The sequence below is a fragment of the Hydrogenophaga sp. ANAO-22 genome (assembly GCF_042466645.1).
GTDB lineage: Bacteria > Pseudomonadota > Gammaproteobacteria > Burkholderiales > Burkholderiaceae_C > Hydrogenophaga.
This window is the reverse complement of record NZ_CP159956.1, coordinates 5,062,351-5,083,054: the sequence shown is the minus strand read 5'-3', so window position 1 is coordinate 5,083,054 and position 20,704 is coordinate 5,062,351. Positions and strand designations below refer to the sequence as shown.

Here is a 20,704-nt window from a genome sequence, read left to right as displayed (position 1 = left end):
TCCCATGCGTGTGCCGGACACCCGACCACTGCGTTCCTCTGCCGTGGCGCTTGCCACCTGGAGCCTTTTCTGCACCGCCGCCTGGGCTCAGGCACCCAGCAACCCACCGCTGGAACGGCAGGTCGACGAGGCCTTCCGCCAATCGATGCGCTCGCCCGGCGATGCCGCGGCCACCACCCGCTACGCCCAGTTGCTGGCGCAGTCAGGCAACTACGAAGGCGCGATCGCCGCGATCGAGCGCCAACTGCTGGACCCGAACGCACCCGCCTCGGTGCGACTGGATCTGGGCGTGCTGTATTACCGGCTCGGCTCTTACGACATGGCCGCCGGCCTGCTGCGCCGCGCCATCGAAGACCCACGCCTGGACCCCACTCAGCGCAGCCAGGCCGAGGCCTTGCTCAAGGACATCGGCAAGCGCACCCAGGTCTCGCGCCTGGACGGGCAGGTGGTGTTGGGCCTGCGGGCCCAGAGCAACCCCACCGCGCGCAGCGACAGCGCCAACCTGCTGGCGGGCGGCGCGCTGGTGAACAACCCCAACCGCCCCGAGAGCGACACCGACCTGCAGGCCACCCTGCGCCTGGATCACCAGTACGACCTGGGCCTGCAGAACGAAGCGGCCATCGTCAGCTCGCTGACGGCGCAGATGATCAAGTTCAGCTCGTCGTCGGGCAGCACGCTGCAGGCCAACCAGACCGACCCGTACAACCTGGGGCTGATCGAAGTCACCTCGGGCGTGCGCTTCAAGCCCTCGCCCGCCGGCGCGCCGGCATTGACGATCCGGCCCTACCTGGTCGCCGCCGGGCTGGTGGCGCAGGGCCACCGCTACCTGAGCAACCACGGCGCGGGCCTGGACGCGGCCTACAGCCTCAACGACCGCACCTTCATCGACGGCGGCTTCGAGTACCGCTACAACGACTACGCCACCCGCATCGACGTGCCCGCCGCCGACGAACTCAGCGGCCCCAGCAACCTGCTGCGCGTGCGCCTGACGCGCGAACTCGCGCCCGGCCACGTGCTCAGCGGCGAGCTGCGCACCCGCTGGCAACGCACGAAGCGGAGCTATCTCGACCACGATGCCCAGGAAGTCCGCGTGACCTACGTGCGCAGCTACGCCAGCCCACTCAAGAGCGGCGGCTTGTGGAGCACCTCGGTCTGGGGCGGGGTGCAGCGCCGCAGCTACGACGCGGCCGATCCGGCGGTCGATGCGAACACCGCGCGCCGCGACACCGAATGGCGCATCGGCGTCGGCCAGACCGTTCCGCTGTCGGACGCCTGGTCGCTGCTGGTGCAGCTGGAGCACATGAAGACCAACGCCAACCTGCCCAACAACGAGAGCAAGAACACCTCGCTGTACCTGGCGGCCGGCTACCGCTTCTGATGCCGATGCACGGCCCCGCACACACCCCTTCGACCGCATTCCCGAGGACCCCGAAATGACCCCGCCGATTTCCAAGGACTGGTGGCTTGCCGCCGCACTGTCGACCGCCACCGTGCCCGCGACCATGGCCCAGAGCCCCACGGCCGCGGGCGGCGACGGCCGCACCGGCGTGGTGACGGCCGTCGCCCCCGGCGGCAAGGTCACCGGCAACAACGAGCTGATGGTGGTGGGCAGCAGCGTCGTGCCGGGCCAGCGCCTGCGCACCGATGCCGGCGGCTCGATGCATGTGCTGTTCATGGACCAGTCGGCCCTGACCCTGGGCCCGAATGCGGAACTCACCATCGACGAATTCACCTTCGACCCGGGCACCAAACAAGGCCGGATCCGCCTGGGCCTGGTCAAGGGCCTGGTGCGCGTGGTGGGCGGCCAGATCAGCAAGAACACCGCGACCACGATCGCGACGGCGCACGGCAAGATCGAGATCCTGGGCGGCATCACCATCGCCGAGACCGATGGCGCCAGAACGTCGGGCACCTTCCTGTTCGGCCAGGGAATGACCCTGACCGACAACAAGGGCAACACCCAGACCGTGACCCGGGCCGGCTTCGGCAGCGCGCTCACCATCAACGACCCGCCGACATCCCCGCAACGCCTCCCCGTTGCCGAACTCAACAACATGTTGCAGCGGCTGGAGAGCCGCCCTCCTGCGGGCAATACGGCCTCGAACCCGGCGCCGGCCCCTCCAGGCCAGCTGATCAGCACCGGCAACACGCCGGGCGGCGCGAACGGCCCTGGCTCGACCCTCGCCAACGACCGCCTGAAAAACGTGGTCGACAGCGTCACCGGCGCCAATCCGTCCAACATGCTGCGAAATCTGTTGGGCACCGGTCAGGTTCAAAACCAGTCCTGACCGAGGAACGGCCGCGCCCCTTCCACAGACCGGCGGCTCGCCTTGGCGCAGCCGCCGTTCTTTTTTGCATTGATCCGCCACCATGCGCGTCCTGTTCGTCTCCACCTACCCGCACCTGCCCGACATCGTCGGCGGCCTGCAGACCACCACCCACGACCTGTGCCTGGCGATCCGCGCCATGGGGGCCGAGGCCGCCGTGCTCTGTGGCCAGGCGACGGCCGCCACCGGTGACACGGAGGCGTCCCTCACACAGGACGAGCACCTGGGCTACCCGGTGCTGCGTTCGCCCCGGCCGGTGCAGGCACTGCCCGCCGCCGCGGCCCGCTTCGACGCCGACGTGATCGTCGTGCAGAGCGGCACCACCCTGGCGCCCCTGGTGCTGGCCAGCCTGGACACCGGGCGGCCCACCGCCGTGTACATGCACAACGTCGAGACCAGCCAGCTCGGCGGCCACCTCGTGGCCGACCCTTCGCTGCTCTACCTGGCCAACTCGGACTTCACGGCGCAGCGCTGGCACGCCCTCTACGGCCTCGATTGCGCGGTGATCCCCCCGTCGTCTCGCCGCAGGACTACCTTGCAGCGCGCACCGGCGACAAGGTGCTGTTCGTCAACCCCACGCCCATCAAGGGCGTGGAGCGGATGTTCGAGCTGGCGATGGCCTGCCCCGAGCTGCCCTTCCTCGTGATGGAGAGCTGGCACCTCGACCCGCACTGGCGCGCGCACTGCCAGGCCCGCGCGGCCCAGCTGGGCAACATTCAATGGCGCGGCCCGAGCGCGGCCATGCACGAGGTGTTCGGCCAGGCGCGCGTGCTGCTGATGCCCTCGGTGTGGGAAGAGTCGTTCGGCCGCACCGTGGTCGAGGCCCAGCTCAACGGCCTGCCGGTGCTGGCCAGCCGCCGCGGCGCCCTGCCGCAACTGGTGGGCGGCGGCGGCATGGTGCTGGAACCGCACGCACCGCTGGAAGACTGGGCCGCCGCGCTGCGCCGCCTGTACGACCCCTTCGCCACCGCCGAGCGCGACGCCGCGCGGCGCCTGGGCGCGGCGCATGTCGCCGGCACCACCACCACCGTGGCCCGGCTGCTGGGCCTGCTGCAAGTGCACGCCGCGCAGACGGCCGGGCGCGAGCCCATGCCGGCCCAGGACACCGTGCCAGCGACCCCGGCCGGCGCAGCCGCCTGGCGCGAGGTTCCGCCGCGCCAGCCGCGCCGCGAAGACTGCCTGTTCTATCACTCGTACAACCTGGCCGATGGCGAGGAAGTCAGCGGTGACTGGGACCTGCGCCCGGCCACCGCCCAGTACCTGGGCGAGGTGGACTTCGCGGGCCGCTCGGTGATCGAGATCGGGCCGGCCAGCGGCTTCCTGTCCTTCCACATGGAGGCCGCCGGGGCCGAGGTCACCTGCCTGGAGCCGCCCATGTCGCACCTGTGGGACGTGGTGCCGTTCGAGGGCTTCGACACCCCGAAGTGGCGCAAGACCTTCACCCGCAACATCGAAGGCGTGCGCAATTCGTTCTGGTACGTGCACCAGCAGCGCCATTCCCGCGTGCGCATGGTCGAGGGCGACCCCTACGCCCTGCCCGAGGACTGCGGCCCGTTCGACATCGGTCTGCTCGCCGCCGTGCTGCTGCACTGCCGCCGCCCCTTCGACATGCTGCAGAGCGTGGCCCGGCGCACGCGCCGCACCCTGATCGTGACGGACCTGTACGACGCCACGCTCGGCCCGCGGGCGCTGGCCGAACTGCAACCGCACCGCGGTGTGGATCAGGTGGACACCTGGTGGCAGTTCACGCCGCAGTTCATCGTCTCCGCACTGGGCCTGCTGGGCTTCACCGAGGTGCGGGTCAGCGTGCACCACCAGCGGCAGCCCTCGATGGACCGCATGGTGCCGCTGTTCACCGTGGTCGGCGAACGGCCCGAGGTGTGACCCCTTGAACACGGACCCCCACGCCGGCACCGACGACCTGCTCGGCGAGGCCTGGCAGGCCTTCCGTGCCGGCCTCCTTGACCGAGCCTTGCACCTGGCGCTGCAGGCCCATGGCGACGCACCCTCGCCGCAGGCCGCCGCCGCGCTCGGCCACTTCCTGACGCACGCCGGCCATCTGGTGGCGGCCGAAGACGTGCTGCTCGCCGCGTGCGAGCGCACGCCCGATCACGCCCCCCTGCACGCCTGCCTGGGCTTGCTGCGCCAGCGGCAGGGCGAACCCGCGCAGGCTGCCGCGTCCCTGCGCATGGCCTGCCTGCTCGACGAATCGCTGCACGAGACCGCCTTCGCCTTGGCCTGGCTGCTGCACGACCTGGACGAACTGCCCGAGGCACGCGCCTGGGCCGAGCGCGCGCTGCAGGGCGCGCGCCTGCCGGGCCGGCTGCTGCAAGCGGGTTGGCTGCACCAGAAGGCGGGCGAATTCGAAGACGCGCTGGCCCTGTACGAAGAAGCCGTCGCGGCCTACCCCTGGAACGCGGTCGAACAGGTGCGCCTGCACCTGCACCGCGCGCAATGCCTGTTGGCGCTGGGACAGGCCGCGCGCGCGGCCGACTGCCTGGCCGACGGGCTCGCGCGCCACCCCGACGAACCCGAACTCCTGACCGCCCTGGTGGACTGGGAGTGCGAGCACGGCCACCTGGACCGCGCCGTCGACGTGGCGCGCCGCCAGGTCGACGCCTTTCCCGATCAGGCCGCCGCCTGGCACCTGCTCGGCGCCCTGCAGCAGCGCGCGGGCGACCTGAAGGCGGCCGACCTCAGCTTCAACGAAGTCCAGCAGCGCGACATGAGCCGCTGGGACGCGCTGCTGCGGCGTGCGCAGATCCAGGTCGCCTGGCAGCACCCGGTGGACGCCGAATGGCTGTTGATGCAGGTCCTGGCCAGCCGGCCGGACTGCCTGCCCGCGCAGGCGCTGATGGCCCGCGTGCAGCTCGATCTCGGGCGCGTCGAGGCCGCGCGGCGCCAGTTGCTGCAGGGCTTGCGCGCCCACCCGCGCCACGCCGACGCCTGGCTGGTGCTGGCGCAGGTGCACGCGCGGCGACACCGCTGGGTGCTGGCGCGGCGCGCGCTCGCGCGGGCCGCGCGCGCCGGCGGCGACGAGGTCGAGGTGCTGCGCCTGCTGGGCTGGATCGCCAAGGACCAGGGCGACCTGGCCACCGCCAGCAGCGCCGTGCGCGAGTTGCTGCGGCACCGGCCCGACGAGCACCTCGCCCGCGTGCAGGCGGCGTTCGTGTTCGCCGCCGCCGGCGACCTGGCCCCCGCCGCCCTGCAAGCGCAGGCCGCCGTGGCCCAGGACCCGGCCAGCGTGCAGGCCTGGCGCGCGCTGGCCCAGGTGCGCTACCGGCAACAGCGGCTGGACGAAGCCCAGAGCGCCATCGAGACCGCCCTGCAGCTGCAACCCGAGCGGGTCGACAGCCTGCGCCAGCTCGGCTGGATCCTGCTGGACGGACAACGCTTCGGTGCGGCCCGCCTGGCTTTTCTGCACGCCAGCGAACGCGCCGCCGACCCCGCCGTGCCGCTGCGCGAGCTGGCCGAAGCCTGCTTGCGGGGCGGCGCGTTCGCGCAGGGTCTGCAGGCGATCGACCGGCTGCAGAGCCTGCACCCGGACGATGCCGAGGCGCGGCTGCTGCGGGCGCGGCTGCTGAGCGAAGACCCCACATCGACCGCCGACGACCTGGCGCGCGCGGTGGCCCTGTGCCGCGAGCTGATCGTCGAGCGCGAGCGCGGTGCCGAGGCCGTTCGCGCCCTGCTGCGCCTGCACAGCCTGGGCGCCGGCGGTGCGCCCGCCGCGCTGGCCCTGGTGCCGCACGCCGACCGCCGCGCCGCCTACCGGGCAGCGATCGCGGAGGGCACGGCCCGCCACGGCCACGACGCGTTGCTGCGGCTGGCGCAGGCCGCCGCGCACGGCTTCCCGCAAGACCCCTGGCTCGCCAGCGCCGCGCTCTACACCCAGTCGCTCTGCGCCGACGCCACGCGCGACAACCTGGCCGAGGCCGCGCGGCACGTGTTCCGCGATCTCAAGCTGCGCTCGGGCCTGCACACCTGGCAACGCCCCGACCTGCCGCGCCGACCCGGCGCGCGCCCCCGCATCGCCTACATCGCGGGCCAGCTGCACGAGCGCCTGCTGCGCCGCGTGCTCGCCGGCCACGATCCCCTGGCCGCCGAGGTCTTCCTCTTCGCGCACCGGCCCATGGCCGGCCTGCCCGCCCACATCCACCAGGAACCGCTGGCCCCGCCCGAGCTGGCGCGCGCCTGCGCCGCCAACCGCATCGACGTCGTCATCGACGCCGGCGGGCTGCACCCGTTCGAGGGCCAGTTCGAGGTGCTGCAAGCCCTGGCACGGCGGCTGGCGCCGCTGCAGGTCGGCTGGCTGGGCTGCTGGGGCCCGGCCGGCGGCCTGTTCGACGCCCTGCTCTGCGACGCCGCGACCGTGCCCGCCGCCCACGAGGCGGCGCACGAAGAAGCGCTGTGGCGGCTGGACGGCGGCCAATGGTGCTGGGACCCGCCCACGCACGCCCCGCCGCCGCTGCCGCCGCCCGTGCAGCGCACCGGCGCCGTGACCTTCGGCGTGGTCGCGCGCGGCTTGCGGCTCAACGGCGCCAGCCTGCGGACCTGGGCGCGCTGCCTGGTGGCCTGCCCCGGCTCGCGCCTGCGCTTCGTCGGCCAGGTCGCCACCGACTGGCCGCAGCGCACGCGCATCCTCGCCACCCTGCACGCCCACGGCGTGGCCGCCGAGCGCGTGAGCTTCGACCCGCCGCGCTCCTACGAAGACCTGCTGCTGTGGTTCCAGCAGATCGACCTGGTGCTCGACAGCTTTCCCGGCAACGGCGGCCTCAGCCTGCTGGACCCGCTCTGGATGGGCGTGCCCGTCGTCACGCTCAGCGGCGACCGCGCCGGCGCGCGCCAGGGCCATGCCATCCTGGACGCCCTCGGCCTGCAGGCCTGGGTGGCCGACACGCCCGAGCACTTCGTTCACATCGCCGCGGCGCTGGCCGGGGACGCAGCGGCCCTGGCGCAACACCGCGCCACGCTGCGCGCGCGCCTGCTCGACGCGCCGCTGACCGACGGCCGGCGCGTGGCCCGCCAGATCGAAGCCCTGTGCGCGCAGGCCGTGGCCGGCGCCGACCCGGGCCTGTTCGCCGCCGACCCCAAGACCCGCCTGCGCGCCCAGGCCCGCCACGCGCTGCAGGTCTGGCTCGACAAGCCCGGCAGCCGCATCGCCCTGCCCGAACCCGCCCCGGACAGCGTGCCCGACCTCTCCGTCGTCGTGGTGCTCTACAACCAGGCCGGGCTGACGCGGCGCACGCTGCAGGCCCTGGCCGACCAGCGCGGCCTGTCCTTCGAGACCATCGTCATCGACAACGCCTCCAGCGACGAAACGGCCCAGCTGCTCGCGCGCGTGTCGGGCGCGCGAACCGTGATCAATGCCGACAACACCGGCTTCCTGCTGGCCGCCAACCAGGGCGCGGCCCTGGCGCGCGGGCGCCACCTGGTGTTCCTCAACAACGACGCCATCGTGCAGCAAGGCGCCCTGCGGGCCGCGCGCGACCGGCTCGACACCGACCCCGCCGTCGGCGCGCTGGGCGGGCGCATCGTGCTCAGCGCGGGCGGGCTGCAGGAGGTGGGCAACCTCATCTTCCGCGACGGCAACGCGCACGGCATCGGGCGCGACGAAGACCCCTTCTGCCCCGCCGCCATGACCAGCCGCGCCACCGACTACGTCTCCGGCGTGTTCCTGGCCGTGCCGGCGCCGCTGTGGCGCATGCTCGGCGGCTTCGACGAAGCCTTCGTCCCGGCCTACTACGAGGACGCCGACTTCTGCCTGCGCGTGTGGCGCGCCGGCTTTCGCGTGGTGGTCGAGCCCGGCGTGCTGGTCGAACACGTGGAATGGGGCAGCGCCCCCGGCGACGAAGCCGGCCACCGCATGCGAGAGAACCGCGCGCGCTTCCAGGCGCGCTACGCCGACTGGCTGCAGGACCGCCCCTACCCCATGGCCCCCCGGCTCGACGGCGACCGCTGGCGCTCGCCCGAAGACCAGCCGCGCCGCCCGCGCGTGCTCATCATCGACAACGAGGTGCCGCACATGGTCAAGGGCGGCGGGCTGCCGCGCGCGCGCCTCATGCTGCAGGCCCTGCGCGACTGGCCGGTGAGCTTCTTCCCGCTGTGGCAGACCGACGACGACTGGCGCGAGGTGCACGCCTCGGTGCCGTCCAGCGTCGAAGTGGTGCTGCACCACGGCCTGGCGCGGCTCGAGGACTTCCTCGAACGCCGGCGCGGCGTGTACGACGTGCTGCTGGTCAGCCGCCCGCCCAACCTGCGGGCCCTGCAGCCCTTGCGCGCGCGCCGGCCGGAACTCTTCGCCGGCATGCGCCTGGTCTACGACGCCGAAGCGCTGTTCGCGCTGCGCGAGATCGCCGAGGCCGGCGTGCGCGGCAAGCCGATGTCGCGCGCGGCGGCGCAGGCGCATCTGGCGCGCGAGATCGCCCTGGCGCGCGGCGCCAGCGACGTGCTGGTGGTGTCGCGGCGCGACGCCGAGTGTTTTCGCGCGGCCGGCCACCGCGTCACGCTGTTGAGCCACGGCATGGCCGTGCGCCGCGACGCGCCCGGGCCGGCCGGGCGCAGCGGCCTGTTGTTCGTGGGCGCGCTGCACCCCGACACACCCAACGAAGACGGGCTGGTGTGGTTCATCGAACAGGTCATGCCGCTGCTGCGCGCGCAGTTGCCCCGGCCACCGGTGCTCTCCGTCGTGGGCATCAACCGCTCGGCCCGGATCATGGCGCTGGCCCGTGACGATGTGCAGGTGCTGGGCCCGCGCGAGGCGCTGGAGCCGCTGTACGACGGCGCGCGGGTCTTCATCGCGCCGGTGCGCTTCGCCGGCGGTGTGCCGGCCAAGGTGATCGAGGCCGCCGCGCAGGGCATCCCGGTCGCCGCCTCGGCGCTGCTGGTGCGCCAGCTCGGCTGGCGCGAAGGCCTGGACATCCAGGCCGGCCGCGACGCGCGCAGCTTCGCCGACGGCATCGCGCGCCTGCTGCGCGACGACGGCCTGTGGACACGGCAACAGCAGGCCGCGTGGCAGCAGTGCGCCGAACGTTACGCCCCGCAGCGCTTCGGGCAGCTGTTGCGGCAGGTGCTGGAAGGCGCCGCGTGAGCGCCCCCGTGCATCCGCTGGAGACCTCGGCCCTGCGCCGCTGGCGCCGCCTGAGCGCCGAGGGCGCGACCGATGCCGCCGAAGCCGTGCTGTGGGACGCCCTCGCGATGGAGCCCAACCTGCCTGGCGTGCACGTGACCCTGGCCCGCCTGCGCTGGCCCGGGCCGGACTACCGCCACTGGCTCGCCTGGTTTCACCAACAGCTGAAGCCGCGGATCTACCTCGAGCTGGGCGTGGAGCATGGCCACACGCTGGCCCTGGCGGGGCCGGACACGCGGGTGATCGGCGTCGACCCCGCGCCCAAGGGCGATCCGCTGAGCCGCTGCGCGGGGCCGGCGCAGCTGGTCCGCCGCACCAGCGCCGACTTCTTCGCCGCCGTGCCGGTGGACAGCGGCCTCGCCGACACCGGCTTCGACCTCGCCTTCATCGACGGCGATCACCGCTTCGACACCGTGCTCGACGACGTCATCGGTGCCGAGCGCCTGGCCGCGCCGGGCGCGGTGCTGCTGCTGCACGACACCGTGCCGCTGACCGCCGAGACCGCCGGCCGCGAACACCTCACCGGTTTCCACACGGGCGACGGCTGGAAGATCGTGCCCTGCCTGCGCGCCCTGCGGCCCGATCTGCGCATCGTCACCCTGCCCACCGCGCCCTCGGGACTCACCGTGGTGGCCGGGCTCGACCCGTCGAACACCCGGCTGAGCGAGCGGCGGGCCGCGATCCGCGAGAGTTATGCCCGGCTGCCGCCCGACGCCGCGCTGCATGCGCCCTCGCGCGTGCTGGCCCTGGGTCTCAACAATCCGGCGGCGGTGCGGCGCTGGCTGCGGCAGGCCGCGGACGCGCGATGACGCAGGCGAAGTCGTGCCCGATCTGCCCCGCGCGGATCAGCTCGTCCTCGGCCTCCATCAAGGCAGTCAGATAAGGCGCCTCGGCCGCCGGCGCGAAGTTCTGCGCGATGCTCCCCAGCACCAGGTGCAGCATCGAGCCGCCATAGGGGCGCACGGCCTGCACCTCGAAATGGCTCGGCAGCAGCGGCAGCAGCTCGGACGAGCGCACCGCTTCGCTGGCGTCCACCGCGATCACCTCCTGCACGCTCGGGCGGCGCGCGTTGCCCTTGAGCCGGCCGTCGGTCGTCATGCGCAGGCGCGGCGGCAACAGGTCCAGCAAGGTGTTGAGGTGGCGCTCTTGCGCCTGCGGCCACTGGAAGCGGTCCGGGCCCACGTACTCGTCGAGAAAGAACCAGCCGCCGGGCACCAGCAGCGCGGCCACGTCCGCGTACAGGCGCTCGAGGTCGCTGCCGTGGTGCACGCCGGCCACGCCCAGCACGGCGTCGAAGGTCCCGGGCAGGAAAGGCGCCTGCCCCAGGGGCAGGCGGTTCATGTCGGCATGGTGGTACTCGATGGCCAGCCCCTCGGCCTGGGCCTGCGCGCGCGCGCGCGCCAGCACCTGGGACGAGAAGTCGATCGCCACCGCCGAGGCGGCCCAGCCCCGGGACACCGCCTCGCGCTCCACATACCCCGCGCCGCAGGCCAGCACCAGGATCCGCCGCAGCGGCAGGGGCCGCTCGGCGGCCACCTGGCGGAAGAACCACTCCAGCGGGTGGATGCCCGCGTCGCCCGAGACCATCTCGGCGATGCGGGCCTTCACCGCCGGCAGGTGGGTCCAGTGCAGGCCGTGTTCGGTCCAGGTGGCCGGGTCGCCCCAGACGGCGTCGAGCTGGGCGGCAGCGCCGGGGTCGGCGGGGTTGGAAGGGGTCGCAGGGGACATCGCTGGGGCGTGAAAAGAGGATGCGGACCCGCCTAGTGTGCTCGATAGAATTTGTCCGCCCGACCGCCACCGCACCCGAGACCGCCCCCACCATGTTTCCGCCCGGCCACTACTACTCGCCCTTGCCCGATCTGGACGAGGTTCGCCGCCACGAGGCCCGGTTGTTCGGCGCCCCGCCCGCCACCCTGCCCGGCATCGACCTGCGCGAGCCCGAACAGCTGGCGCTGCTGCACGGCTTCGCGGCGCTCTACCCCGACATCCCCTTCGGCGACGAGCCCCGGCCCGGGCTGCGCTACCACTACCTGAACCCGGCCTACAGCTACTCCGACGCGATCATGCTGCACTGCATGCTGCGCACCCTGCGGCCCGCGCGCCTGGTGGAGGTGGGGTCGGGCCACTCGTCGTGCGTCACGCTGGACACCCGGCAGTACTTCCTGGACCCGTCGATGCACACCACCTTCATCGACCCCTACCCGCAGCTGCTGCAGTCGCTGCTGCGGCCCGAAGATCTGGCCGCCACGACCGTGCTCGCCCAGGCGCTGCAGGAGGTGGACCTGGCGGTGTTCACCCAGTTGCGCGAGAACGACGTGCTGTTCATCGACTCCACGCACGTCGGCAAGATCGGCAGCGACGTCAACCGCCTGCTGTTCGAGATCCTCCCGGCGCTGGCCCCGGGCGTGGTGATCCACCTGCACGACGTCTTCTACCCCTTCGAGTACCCGAAGGAATGGATCTACGAAGGCCGGGTCTGGAACGAGGCCTACATGGTCCGGGCCTTCCTTCAGTACAACAGCGCCTTCGAGGTGCTGCTGATGAACACCTACATGGCCCACTTCCACCGCGATTTCTTCGCCGCGCACATGCCGGCCTGCCTGCGCAACACCGGCGGCAGCCTGTGGCTGCGCAAGACCGCCTGAGCCGCCGCGCCAGGGTTCAGCCCAGGCCCTGGGGGTGGCCGGTCAGGCGGCGCAGGCGCGCGCCCTCTTCCGTGTGGTCCTGCGGGCACAGGATGCCCTGCACGCCGTGGCGGCGGCCGTTCATGTAGCGCCCCACCCGATCGAGCATGCGCGCGGGGTGACGCTCAACGCAGGCCTCGTCCTTCACGAACACCGCCACGAAGTCGCTCCACACGTCGAGCTGCTGGTAGGCGGTGAACGACTCCAGCAGGGCCGGGCGGTAGCCCGAGCGCACGCCCCAGCGCACGAGCGCGCCGCCGGCGTCGGGGTAGAAGCGCCAGCAGTCCACCGGGTAGCGGTGGAAGTCGCCGTTGGACGGCGCGTTGAGGTAGAACAGGCCCTCGGGCTTGAGCACCCGCAGCACCTCGTTGAAGCTCAGCCAGAACAGCTCGATGTGCTCGAAGCAGGAGCTGCTGACCACGGCGTCGATGCTCCCGTCGGCGAACGGCAGGTGGTACGGGTCGTCGAGCACCACGTCCACCCCGCGCCCGGGCGCGAAGTCCACGCCGATGTAGCGGCTGGCCGCCGGTGCCAGCGAGCGCAGCGAACCGTTCACGTCCTGCGCCCCGATGTCGAGCACGGTGGGTGCGGCCTGCGGATCGAGGTAGGTGTCGAAGAACAGGCGACCGTGGTCGAAGGCGCTGGGGTGCATCTGGGCCGATCGGCGCGCCGGCTCAGCCGGCCGCGTTGAGCTGCTGCTCGAGCTGGTGCAGCACCTGGTAGCAGGCGAACACCCGGCCCACGCTCGAATTGGGCTCGCGGCCTTCCTTGATCGCGGCGAAGAACTCGCGGTCCTGCAGCTCGATGCCGTTCATGCTCACGGCCACCTTGGACACGTCGATCTGCTCTTCCTTGCCGTTGAACAGGTCGTCGTAGCGCGCGAGGTAGGTCGCGGTGTCGCCGATGTAGCGGAAGTAGGTGCCCAGCGGGCCGTCGTTGTTGAACGAAAGCGACAGGGTACAGATCGCGCCGTTGGCGGCCTTGAGCTGGATGCTCATGTCCATGGCGATGCCCAGCGTCGGGTGGATCGGGCCCTGCACGGCGTTGGCCTGCACGATGGGGCTGTTGGCCTGGTAGGCGAACAGGTCCACCGTGTGCGCGGCGTGGTGCCACAGCAGGTGGTCGGTCCAGCTGCGCGCCTGGCCCAGCGCGTTGGTGTTGGTGCGGCGGAAGAAATAGGTCTGCACATCCATCTGCTGGATGTTGAACTTGCCGGCCTGGATCTGGTTGTGCACGTACTGGTGGCTGGGGTTGAAGCGGCGCGTGTGGCCGCACATGGCGACCAGGCCGGTCTTCTTCTGCAGCTCCACCACGGCCTGCGCGCCCGCGAGGCTGTCGGCCAGCGGAATCTCCACCTGCACGTGCTTGCCGGCGTTCAGGCAGGCCAGGGTCTGCTCGGCGTGCATCTGCGTGGGTGTGCACAGGATGACGGCATCCAGTTCCTTGAGCGCGAGCGACTCGGACAGCTCGGTGGTGACGTGGCCGATGCCGTACTTGGCGGCCACTTCCTTCGTCTTGTCCAGCTCGCGGCCGACCAGCGAGATGACCTCGACGCCGTCGATGTTCTTGATGCCGTCCAGGTGCTTGACGCCGAAGGCGCCAGCGCCCGCCAGGGCGACTTTGATGGTTTTGCTCATGTCAGGTGTTCTCCAGGATCAGGTGGCCCACCGCCGTGTTCGACGCGGGCACGTGGTAGAAGCGTTGTACGGCCTTCGGGCGGGGACCGCCGGCCGCATCGGCCATCGCGCCGCGCGCGATCAGCCACATCACGAGTTCGATGCCCTCGCTGCCCGCATCGCGCACGTAGTCGATGTGCGGGATGTCGGCGGCGGCCTCGGGGTCGTTGATCAGCTTGTCGAGGAAGGCGTTGTCGAAGTCCTTGTTGATCAGGCCCGCGCGCGGTCCCTGCAGCTGGTGGCTCATGCCGCCCGTGCCCCAGATCTGCACGTTGATGTCCTCGTCGTAGCTGGCCACCGCCTTGGCGATGGCCTTGCCGAGGTTGTAGCAGCGCCGGCCGCTGGGCACGGGGTACTGCACGACGTTGACCGCGAACGGGATCACCGGGCAGGGCCAGGCGCCCTTGACCGGGTCCTGCGGGCCGCACATCAGCGAGAGCGGCACGGTCAGGCCGTGGTCCACGTCCATCTTGTTGACGATGGTGAGGTCGAAGTCCTGCTGGATCACCGACTGCGCGATGTGCGAGGCCAGGTCCGGGTGGCCGATCACCTTGGGCACGGGGCGCGGGCCCCAGCCCTCGTCGGCCGGCTGGTACTCGGCGGCGGTGCCGATCGCGAAGGTGGGGATCATGTCCAGGCTGAAGGCCGTGGCGTGGTCGTTGAAAACCAGGAAGATGACGTCGGGCTTGTTGTCCTTCATCCACTGCTTGCCGAACTCGTAGCCCTGGAAGACCGGTTGCCAGTAGGGCTCGTGGGTCTTGCCGAGGTCGAGCGCGGCGCCGATGGCCGGGACGTGCGAGGTGTAGACGGATGCGGTGATGCGGGCCATGTCAGTTCTTTCCTTTTCCCTGTGGCTGGCGGTGCGCCTGGGCATCGCCGTCTTCGCCGAGCACGCGGTTGCCTTCGGCCGAACGGCCGCCGGCCACCATCATGTTGCGGTACTCCTCTTCGGTCATGCCGGTCATGGAGCCCGCCATCTGCTGGAAGCTCTTGCCGTCGGTGGCACCGATCTTGGCCAGGAAGTAGATGTTGCCGCCCAGGCGGATGCACCAGTTCAGGTCGCGCGCGAGCACGGCCTGCTTCTGCTCTTCCGTCATGGCCCACTCGTCGAGGTAGGCGCGCTCGTCCTTCTTGAAGCGCTCGCGGTTCTCGGCCTTCATCAGGCTCATGCAGAACTGGTTGAGCCAGTAGCCCTTGCGGCTCTGCTCGGCGTCGAAGATGGTCGTGCCGGGCACGTCCAGGTAGGGTTTGTCCAGGGCCATGGTTATGCCTCCCTCCGAGCCGCCTCAAGGGCGGCATGCGCCCCCTCAGGGGGCAGCGAATACACGAAGTGATGAGCGTGGGGGTTCATACTTGTTCCTCGGGCCAGTAAAGGCGCATGGGGTTGGTGACGAGCAGCTTCTTCTGCAGCTCGGCCGTGGGCGCGATCTGCGGAATGAAGTCGACCAGCAGGCCGTCGTCGGGCATGTGGTCCTTGAGGTTGGGGTGCGGCCAGTCGGTGCCCCACAACACGCGGTCGGGGAACTCCTCGACCACCTTGCGCGCGAACGGCACCACGTCCTGGTAGGCCGCCTGTTCACCGTTCAGCGCCTTGGGGCCGGTGACGCTCAGGCGCTCGGGGCAGCTCACCTTGCTCCACACATTGGGGTGCTGGCGCATGAACTTGAGGAACAGCTCGAACTCGGGGCCGTCCACGGGCTTGCTCACGTCGGGGCGGCCCATGTGGTCCACCACCACGGTGGTGGGCAGCGCGGTGAAGAAGTCCCACAGCTCGGGCAGGTCCACCGCCTCGAAGTAGATGACCACATGCCAGCCCAGCTTCTGGATGCGCGCGGCGATCTCCATCAGCTCGTCCTTGGGCGTGAAGTCCACCAGGCGCTTGACGAAGTTGAAGCGCACGCCGCGCACGCCGGCGGCGTGCAGCTGCTGCAGTTCCTCGTCGGTCACGCTGCGCTTGACGGTGGCCACGCCGCGCGCCTTGCCGCCGCTGGAGAGGCAGGCATCGACCATGGCGCGGTTGTCGGCGCCGTGGCAGGTGGCCTGCACCACCACGTTGCGCGAAAAGCCGAGGTGGTCGCGCAGCGCGTACAACTGGGCCTTGCTGGCGTCGCAGGGCGTGTACTTGCGCTCGGGCGCGTAGGGGAATTCGGCGCCCGGGCCGAACACGTGGCAGTGCGCGTCCACGGCGCCGGCCGGCAGCTGGAAGCGCGGCTTGCTCGGGCCGTCGTACCAGTCGAGCCAGCCCGCGGTCTTGGTGAAATCACCGGAAGTCGGTTTTGTCATTCTCGAATCCTTCTGCATGAAGTGACGCTGTCCAGAAACACCGCGGAACCGGCTTTGCCGGGCCGCTGGTGTTGCCCCCTTTCAAGGGGTCGCGCAAAGCGCGGTGGGGGTTAGTCGATATAGCGCAGGCCGGCGGCGGCCAGGGGCTCGCGCATCTTGTACATGTCCAGCCCCAGCACGCCGCTGGCCAGCTTGGCGCGCTTCTCGCCCTCGAAGCTCTCGCGCTTGCGCGCGGCCTCCAGCGTGGCGGCGGCGCGCGCGGCGGGCACGCAGACCACGCCGTCGTCGTCGGCCACGATCACGTCGCCCGGCGTCACCAGCATGCCGGCGCAGACGATGGGGATGTTCACCGAGCCCAGCGTGGCCTTGATGGTGCCCTTGCTGCTGATGGCCTTGCTCCACACCGGGAAGTTCATCTCCTGCAGCGTCTTCACGTCGCGCACCCCGGCGTCGATGATGAGCGCGCGGGCGCCGCGCGCCTGGAACGAGGTGGCGAGCAGGTCGCCGAAGTAGCCGTCGGTGCACTCGGCCGTGACGGCGGCCACCACGATGTCGCCGGGCTGGATCTGCTCCGCGGCCACGTGCATCATCCAGTTGTCACCGGGCTGCAGCAGCACGGTGACGGCGGTGCCGCTGACCTGCTGGCCCGCATAGATCGGGCGCATGTAGGGCTTGAGCAGGCCCACGCGGCCCATGGCCTCGTGGACGGTGGCCGAGCCCAGTGCGGCCAGGCCGTCGGCGGCCGCGCGGTCGGCGCGGGTGATGTTGCGGTAGACAACGCCCAGTTCGTACATGTGAAACTCCTTACAGGCCCTTGGCCTTGAGACGCGCATCCAGGCGCGGGAACACGCGGCGCACGTTGCCCTCGTAGATCTGGTGCTTGTCGTCCGCACTCAGGATCTTCGACGCCTCGATGTAGCGCTTGGTGTCGTCGTAGTAGTTGCCGGTCGTCGGGTCGATGCCGCGCACGGCGCCGATCATCTCGCTGGCGAACAGCACGTTCTTCACCGGGATCACGGTGTTGAGCAGGTCGATGCCGGGCTGGTGGTACACGCAGGTGTCGAAGAACACGTTGTTCATCAGGTGCGTGTCCAGCAGCGGCTTCTTCATCTCCTGCGCCAGGCCACGGAAACGGCCCCAGTGGTAGGGCACCGCGCCGCCGCCGTGCGGGATCAGGAACTTCAGCGTCGGGAAGTCCTTGAACAGGTCGCCCTGGATGAGCTGCATGAAGGCGGTGGTGTCGGCGTTGAGGTAGTGCGCGCCGGTGGTGTGGAAGCAGGCGTTGCAGCTGGTGCTCACGTGGATCATGGCCGGCAGGTCGTATTCGGCCATCTTTTCGTAGATGGGGTACCAGTGCTTGTCGGTCAGCGGAGGGCTGGTCCAGTGGCCGCCCGAAGGATCGGGGTTGAGGTTGATGCCGACCGCGCCGTATTCCTTGACGCACTTCTCCAGTTCGGGGATGCAGGTCTTGGGATCGACACCGGGCGACTGCGGCAGCATGGCCACCGGCACGAAGTGGTCGGGGAACAGCGTGGAGACGCGGTGGCAGAGTTCGTTGCAGATGGCGGCCCAGGTGCTGGAGACGTTGAAGTCACCGATGTGGTGCGCCATGAAGCTCGCGCGCGGCGAGAACAGCGTGATGTCGCTGCCGCGTTCCTTCATCAGCTTGAGCTGGTTGGTCTCGATGGACTCGCGCAGTTCGTCGTCGCTGATCTTCAGGTCGGCGACCTTCGGCATGAGCGCCGGGTCCTGGATGCCCGCGATCTGCTGGTTGCGCCAGGCCTCCAGCGCCTTGGGGGCGGTGGTGTAGTGGCCGTGGCAGTCGATGATGAGACTCATGTCGGGGCTCCTCTTGGGGGTCGGTGGATTCAGGCGGGTTCCATGCCCTGGCGGCGCTTGGCCGCTTCGGCATCGGGGGATGTCATGAATTCGAGCAGGGCGCGCACGCGGGCGGCCTGCGGTCCGTCGGCGGGCAGGCCGGCGGAAAAGACGGTGGTGATCTCGACCTCGGGCGGCATGCCGCCGACGAGGGTGATGCCGTCGACGTGGATCAGCTCGCTGAGCTGCTGGAAGCCCAGCTCGACCTCGCCGCGCGCCACCAGCGTGCCCACCGGCACACCGGGCGGTGCCTGCACGGTGCGCCCGCGCACCTCGTCGGCCACGCCCCAGCGTTCGAACAAAGCAGCCAGCGCCACGCCGCTGGGGCCGGTGGAGTAGCTGATGCTGCGCGCGGCCAGCACGGCGCGCTTCAGCGCGGCTTCGGAGCCGATGTCGGGCACCGGCGCGCCCGCGCGCACCGCGATGGCCACGCTCGAGCGCACCAGGTCCACGCGGCTGCCGGCCTGCAGGTGGCCGGCGGCGATCAGCTTGTCGATCGCGTCGGAGGCGAGGATCACCACGTCGAAGCGCTCGCCGGCGGCGACGCGCTTGGCCGCGTCCACACCGCCGACGGCCTCGATCACCACCGCGCCGCCCGCGCGTTGCTCGAACGCCGCGCCGAGTTCGGCCAGCACCTGGCGGGTGGCCATGGACGAAATGCCTCGGATGCTCGGTGGGGTCTCGGTGGTCATGGGCAGGGACTCGGGTTGAAGGGCGCATTGTGACCCCCAGCACCCCTCAAGAAAAGTCACAGTCGTGGCTATCAGCTAGAACAAAATCACATAACTATGATGGGGGCTGCAACCCGACCTTTTCCATGGACCTGAAACAACTCGAATACTTCGTGCGCGTGGCCGAACTCGGCAGCTTCACGCGCGCCGCCATGGCGCTGAACGTGGCGCAGCCCGCGCTCTCGCGCCAGGTGCGCCTGCTGGAGGTGGAGCTGCGGCAGAACCTGCTGGTGCGCAACGGCCGGGGCGCCACACCCACCGAGGCCGGCAAGCTGCTGCTGGCGCACGGGCGCGGCATCCTGCACCAGGTGGAGCGGGCGCGCGAAGAGCTGGGCCGGGTGCGCGGCGCGCTGGCCGGGCGCGTGGCCATCGGCCTGCCGCCCAGCCTGGCGCGGGTGCTCACGGTGCCGCTCACGCGCGCCTTCCGCCAGCAGCTGCCGCAGGCCAGCCTGTCGATCAGCGAGGGCCTGTCCATGACCATGCAGGAATCGCTGGTGAACGGCCGGCTGGACATCGCCGTGCTCTACAACGCGCAGCCCTCGCCCGAACTCGAGATCCACCCGCTGCCCGACGAGGAACTGGTGCTGGTGGAGCCCCGCCCGCCGGGCCTGCCGGAAGACCCGCCGCCCCTGGCGATCCCGCTGCGCGAGGTGGCCGAACTGCCGCTGGTGATCCCGAGCCGGCCCAACGCGATCCGCATGCACGTGGAAACCGAGATGGCCAACATCGGCTGCCGGCCCCACATCGCGCTGGAAATCGACGGCGTCTCGGCCATCCTCGACCTGGTGGCCGACGGCGCGGGCGCCGCCCTGCTCTCGCGCAACGCGGTGTTCAGCTCGATCCGGCCCTCGGCCTACCGCATGCGCCCGGTGAGCGACCCGCCCTTGCGCACCCGCCTGTGCCTGGCCGTGAGTTCCCAGCGCCCAGCCACGCTGACGCAGCAGACCACGCTGGAACTCATCAGGAAGCTGGTGGCTTAGCTCAACCAGCCGGCGCTGTGGCGCATCAACCAGAGGATGGCGCTGAGCGTGAAGAACGAGGCCACGGTGGTGGCCAGCAGCGCGGCTGCGGTGAAGCCTTCATGGCCGTGGCGCTGCGCGAGCAGCGGGTAGATGCCCAGCATGGGCATGGCAGCGGACAGCACCACCGCGGCGCGCAGCTCGCCGGTGAGCGCGGGCAGGCCGATCAGGGGCAGGAGCATCACGGCGGCCCACACCGCGGCGGGGTGCAGCAGCAGCTTGCCGAGGGTGATCTGCGCCACCTGGCGGCGCAGGCCACGCACCTGCAGGCCCACCAGCGTGCCGCCGATGATGAACAGCGCCAGGCCGCCGCTGGCCGCGCCAAACAGGTTGACCGTGCGCGCGATCACCGAAGGGATGGGCCAGCCCAGCAGCGCGACCACGAAACCCAGCACGATGGCGATGATCATGGGGTTGCGCACCAGGCGGTGCAGCGTCTCGCGCAAGGCGTGCCTCCAGGACGAGCGCGCCGTGTCCGACGCCCCCACATCGGCCAGCGTCATCAGCAGCGGCAGCTTGATGAGGTTTTCCACCAGCAGGTTCATCGCCAGCGCCACGCCCGCCAGCGGCCCGATCGCCAGCAGCACCACCGGGTAACCGATGAAGGTGCTGTTGCCGCAGGTCATGCCCATGGTGGTGTAGGCGCTCTCGGTCAGCGAGCGCTTCTGCAGGCGGCGCGCGCCCCACAGGCTGATCAGCAGCCACACCACCGAACCCACGCCGAAGGCCAGCAGGTAGGCCGGCTGCAGCAACTCGGCGATCGGCCGCGAAGCCAGCGCATTGAACAGCAGCGCCGGCAGCGCGAACTGGATGACGAACTTGCCCATCACCCGCATGTCCGCAGGCGAAAACACCCGCCAGCGCACGGCCGCAAAACCCAGCGCGATGCAAAGGTAGATCGGCCCGGTGATGGCCAGGATATCGAGCACGAGAAAGAAAGAGAGATGAGAAAAAAATCAGCCGGCGCACGTGCCCCATCC

At 70.8% G+C, this 20,704-nt stretch carries 18 protein-coding genes; 8 read left to right on the top strand and 10 right to left on the bottom strand.

Annotation, left to right across the window (positions count from 1 at the left end):
* Positions 1-4 precede the first annotated feature (4 nt).
* From ABSY19_RS24640 to ABSY19_RS24615, 6 genes are all read left to right on the top strand, one after another.
* The gene (locus ABSY19_RS24640; RefSeq protein ID WP_382156751.1) at positions 5-1,378 is read left to right on the top strand and encodes a surface lipoprotein assembly modifier; all 1,374 of its coding nucleotides are present in this window, start codon (positions 5-7) and stop codon (positions 1,376-1,378) included.
* Between the two features lie 55 nt (positions 1,379-1,433).
* On the top strand, positions 1,434-2,288 hold the full coding sequence (locus tag ABSY19_RS24635) for a FecR domain-containing protein (protein ID WP_382156749.1): 855 nt from the start codon (positions 1,434-1,436) through the stop codon (positions 2,286-2,288).
* Between the two features lie 82 nt (positions 2,289-2,370).
* Complete coding sequence (locus tag ABSY19_RS24630; RefSeq protein ID WP_382156747.1) at positions 2,371-2,973, top strand: glycosyltransferase; 603 nt, start codon at positions 2,371-2,373, stop codon at positions 2,971-2,973.
* The gene (locus ABSY19_RS24625; protein WP_382156745.1) at positions 2,886-4,211 is read left to right on the top strand and encodes a glycosyltransferase; all 1,326 of its coding nucleotides are present in this window, start codon (positions 2,886-2,888) and stop codon (positions 4,209-4,211) included. The genes ABSY19_RS24630 and ABSY19_RS24625 overlap by 88 nt, the downstream gene beginning before the upstream one ends.
* A gap of 4 nt (positions 4,212-4,215) precedes the next feature.
* Positions 4,216-9,414, top strand: a complete 5,199-nt coding sequence (locus ABSY19_RS24620; protein ID WP_382156743.1) for a glycosyltransferase — start codon at positions 4,216-4,218, stop codon at positions 9,412-9,414.
* The gene (locus ABSY19_RS24615) at positions 9,411-10,262 is read left to right on the top strand and encodes a class I SAM-dependent methyltransferase (protein WP_382156741.1); all 852 of its coding nucleotides are present in this window, start codon (positions 9,411-9,413) and stop codon (positions 10,260-10,262) included. Before ABSY19_RS24620 ends, ABSY19_RS24615 begins: the two co-directional genes overlap by 4 nt.
* Here ABSY19_RS24615 and ABSY19_RS24610 read toward each other — a convergent pair.
* Positions 10,207-11,181 carry a class I SAM-dependent methyltransferase gene (locus ABSY19_RS24610; protein ID WP_382156739.1) on the bottom strand — a complete coding sequence of 325 codons (975 nt, stop codon included), beginning with the start codon at positions 11,179-11,181 and terminating at the stop codon, positions 10,207-10,209. The genes ABSY19_RS24615 and ABSY19_RS24610 overlap by 56 nt on opposite strands.
* Positions 11,182-11,273: 92 nt before the next feature.
* On the opposite strand from ABSY19_RS24610, the gene ABSY19_RS24605 reads away from it, so the two are divergent.
* Positions 11,274-12,098 (top strand): class I SAM-dependent methyltransferase, encoded by an 825-nt coding sequence (locus tag ABSY19_RS24605; RefSeq protein WP_382156737.1) that lies wholly within the window; start codon positions 11,274-11,276, stop codon positions 12,096-12,098.
* Positions 12,099-12,114: 16 nt separating this feature from the next.
* Here ABSY19_RS24605 and ABSY19_RS24600 read toward each other — a convergent pair whose 3' ends face one another.
* From ABSY19_RS24600 to ABSY19_RS24565, 8 genes are all read right to left on the bottom strand, one after another.
* The gene (locus tag ABSY19_RS24600) at positions 12,115-12,789 is read right to left on the bottom strand and encodes a class I SAM-dependent methyltransferase (RefSeq protein ID WP_382156735.1); all 675 of its coding nucleotides are present in this window, start codon (positions 12,787-12,789) and stop codon (positions 12,115-12,117) included.
* 22 nt (positions 12,790-12,811) lie between these two features.
* A complete protein-coding gene (locus ABSY19_RS24595; protein ID WP_382156733.1) occupies positions 12,812-13,774 on the bottom strand; it encodes a Gfo/Idh/MocA family oxidoreductase in 963 nt (320 codons plus the stop codon).
* Position 13,775: 1 nt separating this feature from the next.
* Positions 13,776-14,642, bottom strand: coding sequence for a class III extradiol dioxygenase subunit beta (locus ABSY19_RS24590; RefSeq protein ID WP_382156731.1), 867 nt, complete (start codon positions 14,640-14,642; stop codon positions 13,776-13,778).
* Position 14,643: 1 nt separating this feature from the next.
* Complete coding sequence (ligA, locus tag ABSY19_RS24585) at positions 14,644-15,075, bottom strand: protocatechuate 4,5-dioxygenase subunit alpha (RefSeq protein ID WP_382156729.1); 432 nt, start codon at positions 15,073-15,075, stop codon at positions 14,644-14,646.
* 85 nt (positions 15,076-15,160) lie between these two features.
* Positions 15,161-16,096 (bottom strand): amidohydrolase family protein, encoded by a 936-nt coding sequence (locus ABSY19_RS24580; protein ID WP_382156727.1) that lies wholly within the window; start codon positions 16,094-16,096, stop codon positions 15,161-15,163.
* A 110-nt stretch (positions 16,097-16,206) separates the two neighbouring features.
* The gene (ligK, locus tag ABSY19_RS24575) at positions 16,207-16,890 is read right to left on the bottom strand and encodes a 4-carboxy-4-hydroxy-2-oxoadipate aldolase/oxaloacetate decarboxylase (protein ID WP_382156725.1); all 684 of its coding nucleotides are present in this window, start codon (positions 16,888-16,890) and stop codon (positions 16,207-16,209) included.
* Between the two features lie 10 nt (positions 16,891-16,900).
* Positions 16,901-17,935, bottom strand: coding sequence for an amidohydrolase family protein (locus ABSY19_RS24570; protein WP_382156723.1), 1,035 nt, complete (start codon positions 17,933-17,935; stop codon positions 16,901-16,903).
* A 29-nt stretch (positions 17,936-17,964) separates the two neighbouring features.
* Positions 17,965-18,666 (bottom strand): substrate-binding domain-containing protein, encoded by a 702-nt coding sequence (locus ABSY19_RS24565; protein ID WP_382156721.1) that lies wholly within the window; start codon positions 18,664-18,666, stop codon positions 17,965-17,967.
* A 125-nt stretch (positions 18,667-18,791) separates the two neighbouring features.
* On the opposite strand from ABSY19_RS24565, the gene ABSY19_RS24560 reads away from it, so the two are divergent.
* Positions 18,792-19,685, top strand: coding sequence for a LysR substrate-binding domain-containing protein (locus tag ABSY19_RS24560; RefSeq protein WP_382156719.1), 894 nt, complete (start codon positions 18,792-18,794; stop codon positions 19,683-19,685).
* On the opposite strand, the gene ABSY19_RS24555 is transcribed toward ABSY19_RS24560, so the two are convergent.
* On the bottom strand, positions 19,682-20,653 hold the full coding sequence (locus ABSY19_RS24555) for an AEC family transporter (RefSeq protein ID WP_382156717.1): 972 nt from the start codon (positions 20,651-20,653) through the stop codon (positions 19,682-19,684). The genes ABSY19_RS24560 and ABSY19_RS24555 overlap by 4 nt on opposite strands.
* Between the last annotated feature and the right edge of the window lie 51 nt (positions 20,654-20,704).

Excerpts from the sequence above, each read along its gene's own strand:
- ABSY19_RS24580 (WP_382156727.1), bottom strand. The coding sequence starts at position 16,096 with ATGACAAAACCGACTTCCGGTGATTTCACCAAGACCGCGGGCTGGCTC.
- ABSY19_RS24635 (WP_382156749.1), top strand. The coding sequence starts at position 1,434 with ATGACCCCGCCGATTTCCAAGGACTGGTGGCTTGCCGCCGCACTGTCG.
- ABSY19_RS24640 (WP_382156751.1), top strand. The coding sequence starts at position 5 with ATGCGTGTGCCGGACACCCGACCACTGCGTTCCTCTGCCGTGGCGCTT.
- ABSY19_RS24610 (WP_382156739.1), bottom strand. The coding sequence starts at position 11,181 with ATGTCCCCTGCGACCCCTTCCAACCCCGCCGACCCCGGCGCTGCCGCC.
- ABSY19_RS24600 (WP_382156735.1), bottom strand. The coding sequence starts at position 12,789 with ATGCACCCCAGCGCCTTCGACCACGGTCGCCTGTTCTTCGACACCTAC.
- ABSY19_RS24630 (WP_382156747.1), top strand. The coding sequence starts at position 2,371 with ATGCGCGTCCTGTTCGTCTCCACCTACCCGCACCTGCCCGACATCGTC.
- ABSY19_RS24565 (WP_382156721.1), bottom strand. The coding sequence starts at position 18,666 with ATGACCACCGAGACCCCACCGAGCATCCGAGGCATTTCGTCCATGGCC.
- ligK (WP_382156725.1), bottom strand. The coding sequence starts at position 16,890 with ATGTACGAACTGGGCGTTGTCTACCGCAACATCACCCGCGCCGACCGC.
- ABSY19_RS24595 (WP_382156733.1), bottom strand. The coding sequence starts at position 13,774 with ATGAGCAAAACCATCAAAGTCGCCCTGGCGGGCGCTGGCGCCTTCGGC.
- ABSY19_RS24560 (WP_382156719.1), top strand. The coding sequence starts at position 18,792 with ATGGACCTGAAACAACTCGAATACTTCGTGCGCGTGGCCGAACTCGGC.
- ABSY19_RS24590 (WP_382156731.1), bottom strand. The coding sequence starts at position 14,642 with ATGGCCCGCATCACCGCATCCGTCTACACCTCGCACGTCCCGGCCATC.
- ligA (WP_382156729.1), bottom strand. The coding sequence starts at position 15,075 with ATGGCCCTGGACAAACCCTACCTGGACGTGCCCGGCACGACCATCTTC.
- ABSY19_RS24605 (WP_382156737.1), top strand. The coding sequence starts at position 11,274 with ATGTTTCCGCCCGGCCACTACTACTCGCCCTTGCCCGATCTGGACGAG.
- ABSY19_RS24570 (WP_382156723.1), bottom strand. The coding sequence starts at position 17,935 with ATGAGTCTCATCATCGACTGCCACGGCCACTACACCACCGCCCCCAAG.